Annotated in this window: 5 protein-coding genes; 2 read left to right on the forward strand and 3 right to left on the reverse strand. The window is 60.7% G+C overall.

Annotated elements, in window-relative coordinates; genetic code table 11:
* Positions 1–21: 21 nt before the first annotated feature.
* From DEM27_RS34840 to DEM27_RS31535, 3 genes are read right to left on the reverse strand one after another with little or no spacing between them, the layout of a single operon-like run.
* Positions 22–663 carry a putative quinol monooxygenase gene (locus DEM27_RS34840; RefSeq protein ID WP_109462199.1) on the reverse strand — a complete coding sequence of 214 codons (642 nt, stop codon included), beginning with the start codon at positions 661–663 and terminating at the stop codon, positions 22–24.
* 57 nt (positions 664–720) lie between these two features.
* The gene (locus DEM27_RS31530) at positions 721–1,005 is read right to left on the reverse strand and encodes an aldo/keto reductase (protein ID WP_280954548.1); all 285 of its coding nucleotides are present in this window, start codon (positions 1,003–1,005) and stop codon (positions 721–723) included.
* Positions 983–2,158 carry a zinc-dependent alcohol dehydrogenase gene (locus DEM27_RS31535; RefSeq protein ID WP_109462200.1) on the reverse strand — a complete coding sequence of 392 codons (1,176 nt, stop codon included), beginning with the start codon at positions 2,156–2,158 and terminating at the stop codon, positions 983–985. Before DEM27_RS31535 ends, DEM27_RS31530 begins: the two co-directional genes overlap by 23 nt.
* A 348-nt stretch (positions 2,159–2,506) precedes the next feature.
* On the opposite strand from DEM27_RS31535, the gene DEM27_RS31540 reads away from it, so the two are divergent.
* Together DEM27_RS31540 and DEM27_RS31545 are read left to right on the forward strand one after the other, a co-directional pair.
* A complete protein-coding gene (locus tag DEM27_RS31540) occupies positions 2,507–2,773 on the forward strand; it encodes a recombinase family protein (RefSeq protein WP_474176031.1) in 267 nt (88 codons plus the stop codon).
* A 118-nt stretch (positions 2,774–2,891) separates the two neighbouring features.
* Entirely contained in the window at positions 2,892–5,867 is a 2,976-nt protein-coding gene (locus tag DEM27_RS31545) for a Tn3 family transposase (RefSeq protein WP_109462201.1), read from the forward strand.
* Positions 5,868–6,041: the final 174 nt, after the last annotated feature.

Genomic DNA, 6,041 nt, shown 5'->3' on the forward strand with positions numbered 1-6,041 from the left:
GTCTCGAAGGTCCCTACTTTTCTACATGTTCCTGCTCGTCCTCTCCTCATCACCAGCGGATGCAATCTTGAACGCCAAGATTTGTGCGCGGTGGATCTGGGGAGGCTCGGCGAACAGCGAAGCAGCGCTTCCGGATAGCGCCGTGCCGATTTCGCCCGACAGATGCGTCTCGCGCCCTGCCTCGTCGGCGAAGGTATCGAGGATGGCGAACCGAGTCTTTCCGAGACGCAGAGCGTACCACGACAGGGTGCCAGGCTCCCGCTCCACGGCCGATCGGGCTCCTTGAAGGAAGCGGGCAACCTCTTCCTCCGCACCGTCCCGTGCTTCAAGCGGAACATGCAGGGCCAAGCGCGGCAGGGCGTCCGCCGCCGGCACCTTGAGGGCGAGGATGTCGGCCGGCTCGATCTCCGGCAATCCGTTGAGGATGGTGAAGGTCTTCACCACCAGCGCCCGGCCGACCGTGCCGAACAGATGCTTCAGCCGGCCGGCATTGCCGGGGAAGGTATCGAAGATGGCGAAGTCGGCGGGGCCAAAGCGCAGCGCGTACCAGTGCCGCGTGTCCTGCTCATGCTCGACCGGCTCCAGCGCACCCCGGAGGAATTCAGCGGCATCTTCCTGGTGGGTCGGCCCGGCTTCAATGCCTACGAACAGTGCCTTGTGCATCTTTTCTCTCCTTGTTTCGATGGTAGCGCCTCGAGCTCCACGGAAGGCGTCCTGGGCCTAAATCATGGGAAGTTCGCGCGGCCGGGCGCCGAGCGGGAACGCCGCGTCGATCATGCCGAGTTCGGCGTCCGTCAGCCGCAGCGCGCCGGCGCCCGCATTGTCGGCAGCGTGCTCCGCGCTGGGCGCCTTGGGGATAGCGAACAGCGATGGCCGACGCACCAGGAAGCGAAGCGCCACTTGGCGTGCGGTCGCGCCGTGGCTGGCCGCGATCTCCTCCGATCGGCATCGATAAGCGTCCTGTTCCCGGTTATTCCGCCAATCAGCCGTGCGGGCGCATAACAACCTTGATCACACCTTCTTCCTTGTCGCGGAATTTAGCGTACATTTCTGGCGCGTCTTCAAGACTGGCCGGATGCGTGATCACAAAGCTGGGATCGATCGCGCCCGCGACGATTTTTTCCAGCAACGGTCTAGTATAGCGCTGCACGTGGGTTTGGCCGAGCTTGATCGTTAGTCCTTTGTTCATCGCTGCACCGATCGGAAGCTTGTCACCCATCCCCACGTAGACGCCGGGCACGGAGACCGTGCCGCCCTTGCGGCAGCTCATGATCGCCTGCCGCAGGACGTGGACGCGATCAGTGGCGAGCATCATGCTTGCCTTCACCTTGTCCATGACCGCGTCCGCCGCCCCGTGCGCGGCCGCCTCGCAGCCGACAGCATCGATGCAGCTGTCGGGGCCCCGGCCCTTGGTTCGCGCCTGCAGCTCGTCATAGACATCGGTTTCGGCGAAGTTAATCGTCTCAGCGCCACCGGCCTCCGCCATGGCGAGTCGCTCGGGCACCTCGTCGATCGCGATCACGCGGCCGGCGCCCATCATCAGCGCGGAGCGGATGGCGAACTGGCCGACCGGACCGCAGCCCCAGATCGCGACGGTGTCGCCATGCTCGATCTGCGCATTCTCGGCGGCCATGTAGCCGGTCGGGAAGATATCCGATAGGAAGAGGGCCTGCTCATCGGTAACGTTGTCGGGAATCTTGATCGGCCCGACATCCGCCATCGGCACGCGGAGATACTCCGCCTGGCCGCCGCAGTAGCCGCCCAGCATGTGGCTGAAGCCGAACAGCCCGGCGGGCGAATGGCCCATCGCCTTGGCGGCCATCTCGGCGTTCGGATTGGTCCGATCGCAGGCCGCAAACAGACCCTTCTTGCAGAACCAGCAATCGCCGCAGCTGATCGTGAACGGCACCACCACCCGGTCCCCGATCTTGAGGTTGGTGACCTCGGACCCGAGCGCCACGACCTCGCCCATGTTCTCGTGGCCGAGGATGTCGCCGGCCTCCATGGTAGGCTGATATCCATCCAGCAGGTGAAGGTCCGACCCGCAGATCGCGCAGGCGGTTACTTTGATGATCGCATCGCGCGGGTGCTTGATGTCGGGATCCGCGACGGTGTCGACACGGACATCGCCCTTACCGTGCCAGCATAGTGCCCTCATGTCGTTTCTCCATCTAATCGGACGTCCCCGTCGTAAGGACCTCATCTGAAGCGCTCAACGCCTTGGCTGCGGGATGGTTCCCGTCTGTCGGATCCGTGAACGAGTAGCCATTTTCGGGCAGCGATCGGCGAGCTCACCCGCGACATCAGGCTCAAACTGTTCGTAAAACGGCCGTTTAATGCACACTGCCTACAGCGGCGGGAAAGCTGGCGTTTTGCTGCGTTGAATTGTTCAACAACCCGTGCGAGAAACTGCGATCAGAAAACCCCTGCCGCAGGTTGAATGTTGAACATAGCTGTTACCCCCCTCCCCGGGCATGCCGGCACACGCCGGATCGGATATGCGCGCGTGTCCACGGCCGACCAGGACCTCGCTCCCCAGCTCGACGTGCTGCGCGCCAAGGGATGCCATCCAATTTATTCGGAGCATGCATCCGGCAAACACGCCGATCGGCCCGAGCTGGCGCAGGCGATGAAGGCCTTGCGTGCCGGCGATACACTGGTGGTGTGGCGGCTCGACCGGCTTGGCCGCTCCCTCCCGGACCTGATCGGGGTCAGAACAAGAGCAGTCCGAAATCGTACGCTAAGGCCGAACGAAACCGGAACGATGCAGTAGATCGGATGTGCAGCATCCGATCTCTGTGGATTGCCGTCGACACGCGCCAATTTTGATTTCTCTGTCCGGTCCGACTCGACAACGCTTCACACAGGTTGGTCGTTAATGGAGTCGGGCGATGGCAAAGCGCAAGCTTCTCAAAGATCAAGATCGCCGGAAGCTTTTCGATATCCCAGTCGACGAGGACAGCTTCATCCGCCACTATTCGTTGTCATTGGCGGATCGCCTGGAGATCGAACTGCGGAGACGTAATCACAATCGGCTCGGCTTTGCCATCCAGCTATGTCTGATGCGATACCCGGGTCGAGTGCTTGGAGCAGAAGAAACTCCGCCTCGCGCCATGTTGAAGTATGTTGCTGACCAGATCGGCGCCGCTCCAGACGAATTTTCCCTCTATGCACGTCGAGAAGAAACCCGTCGGGATCATATGTCGCGGCTAATGGTCTATCTGGATACGAGAAGCGCGACGCTGCAAGATCGCCGCGCCGCGCTATTGGCGGCAATTCAAGCGGCAACCATGTCCGATGACGGGGCTGCGATAGCCAGATCGATTGTCGCCGCGTTTCGCGAACGCGGAGTTCTTTTGCCGGCGATCGACACGATCGAACGCATCGGCCTTGCCGGCCGTGCCATAGCCCGGCGCCGGGCAGAAAAAACTCTGATTGAAAACATCCCGCTCGATAGGCTTCAATCACTGGATAGGCTGTTAGAGGTTGACCCGTCGATCGGCCAGACGCGCTTTCATTGGCTGCGCTCGGCGCCAGAAGCGCCGGCTGCGTCGAACCTCGTCGGGCTGACCGAGCGGATAGCTTTCCTGCGGCGGCTGGAGATCGATTCGGAACTGCAGGCGTGCGTATCATCTGGACGGTGGGACCAGATGATCCGGGAGGGCAACGCAACGCCGGCCTGGCTTGCCAACGACTTCAACACCAGCCGTCGCCACGCTCTGATCGTGGCTCAAGTCATCAAGCTTGGCCAGAAGCTCACGGACGATGCTGTGACGATGTTCATCAAACTGATGGGCAAGTTGTTCTCGCAAGCCAACAATCGGAAGAAGCAGCGGCAGATGGACTGCAGAGCGAACACCGCCAAAGCGCTGCGCATGTTTCTGGATACGATCACCGCCCTGCAGTCTGCCAACGACCATGGTCGGAATGCATTAGATGTTCTCGACCAAAGGGTCGGCTGGGACCGGCTGCTTCGGATGAAGCCTGAGCTTGAGTCGATGGTCGACGACAACGAGGCGCCATCGCTGATCGTCGCAGCCGAGCAATATGCGAACGTCTACAAATATGCTGGCGCGTTCCTTCTAGCCTTCACGTTCCGCTCAGCGCGTCGCCACGATCCACTTCTAGCGGCAGTTGCGCTGCTGAAACGGCTTTATGCCGAGATGCGGCGGACACTCCCGGATCGCATGCCGCTCACTCACCTCAGCCAAACTGATCGACGGCTTATCTTCGAACAAGGAAAACCCGATCGCCGTCTGTACGAAATCGCGACGCTCGCTGCTTTACGAGACCGGCTTAGATCTGCGGAGATCTGGGTCGATGGCAGCCGATCTTTCCGGCCCATCGATGAGCATCTGATGCCGCGGTCGACATTCATCACGATGAAGGTCGAAGATCGTCTCGGTTTGGGGGTCCAGAGCGACGGCGCGCAGTGGCTTGCCGAAGCGCGTCAGATGCTCGACTTCAACCTGACGCGTTTGGCGCACAGAGCACGATCCGGAAAGCTCGAGGGAGTTCGTCTTGAGGCAGGAACCTTGATTGTCACGCCAACCGCCAGCGAAGTCCCCCCGGCCGCCGAGGAACTGAATGCCGAGGTCAGCGACATGTATCCGTTGGTGGAGGTTCCCGACTTGCTAAGGGAGGTGCATGAATGGACCGGGTTTGCAGATTCATTCACGCATGTTCGCACCGGCGACGTCCCGAAAAATGTCTCTGCCATGCTGGCGGGCGTCCTGGCCGATGCTACGAACCTCGGCCCAAAGCGAATGGCGGGCGCATCCAAGGGGATCAGCGCTCATCAGATTGGTTGGATGCGCACATTCCATGCTCGATCGGAGACTTACCGCGCGGCGCAAGAGTGCATCACCGAGTCCCACACCCAGCATCCGCATTCCCGCCTTTGGGGCAATGGCACAACGTCATCGTCCGATGGCCAATTCTTCCGTGCGAGCGATCGTGCTGCAAAGCGCGGTGACATCAACTTGCATTACGGCAGTGTGCCAGGATCGAAATTCTATAGCCATCTGTCAGATCAGTACGGCTACTTCAGTATTTTGCCCATCAGTCCAACCGAAAGCGAGGCGGCCTATGTGCTCGATGGGCTCTTCGATCAGGACACGGTCCTCGACATCCAAGAACACTTTACCGACACAGGCGGAGCCAGCGATCATATCTTCGGGCTGTTCGCCCTGATCGGAAAGCGGTTCTCACCGCGACTACGCAATCTCAAAGACCGGAAGTTCCATACGTTTGAAAAGAGCGGCGCATATCCGGCGCTGTCGAACCATATCGGGACGCCGATTAATGCCAATCTGATCCTCGATCATTGGGACGATCTGCTCCATCTCGCGGCGTCGATCACGACACGGTCCGTGGTGCCGTCTACGATCCTCAAGAAACTGTGCGCGTCTTCAAGGCAGAGCCATCTCGCGAGGGCGCTCCGCGAACTCGGCCGTATCGAAAGGTCGCTCTTTATGATCGAATGGTACTCAAGTCCGGCACTACGGCGGAGATGCCAAGCCGGTCTAAACAAGGGCGAGGCCGCCCATAAGCTGAAACGCGCTGTGTTCTTCCACGAGCGGGGCGAAATCCGCGACCGGTCGTTCGAGAGCCAGGCGTTCCGCGCCTCTGGTCTTAACCTCGTCGTCAGTGCGATCGTCCACTGGAATACAGTCTACCTCGACCGTGCAATCACACAGCTGAAGCGAGCGGGTCGAGATATTCCTGATACTCTGTCGAAGCACATCTCGCCGCTCAGCTGGGAACATATCAACCTTACCGGCATCTACACCTGGGATGCTGAACATCAAATGCCGAACGGATTTCGATCGCTGCGTCTGCCAGCCGGGCTACGGCGGGTCGCATAAGTTCTCTTTCCGTTCGCCCTTAGCGTACGATTTCGCACTCCTCTTGTTCTGGCCCCGATAAGCGAGGTAGGCCTCGGCGCGAGACAACATCGTGGCGGGCCCGGTCATGCGCACGCTCCCGGCCACGGCAGAGCCACGGCCGCCAGCCTGGTTTGATCGACGCGAGCGTAGCCC

Origin of the sequence: Rhizobium album (assembly GCF_003122325.1) — a bacterium.
GTDB classification, from domain to species: Bacteria; Pseudomonadota; Alphaproteobacteria; order Rhizobiales; family Rhizobiaceae; genus Metarhizobium; species Metarhizobium album.

Coding starts and splice junctions, on each gene's coding strand:
- DEM27_RS31545 (WP_109462201.1), top strand. CDS start 2,892: ATGGCAAAGCGCAAGCTTCTCAAAGATCAAGATCGCCGGAAGCTTTTC.
- DEM27_RS34840 (WP_109462199.1), bottom strand. CDS start 663: ATGCACAAGGCACTGTTCGTAGGCATTGAAGCCGGGCCGACCCACCAG.
- DEM27_RS31535 (WP_109462200.1), bottom strand. CDS start 2,158: ATGAGGGCACTATGCTGGCACGGTAAGGGCGATGTCCGTGTCGACACC.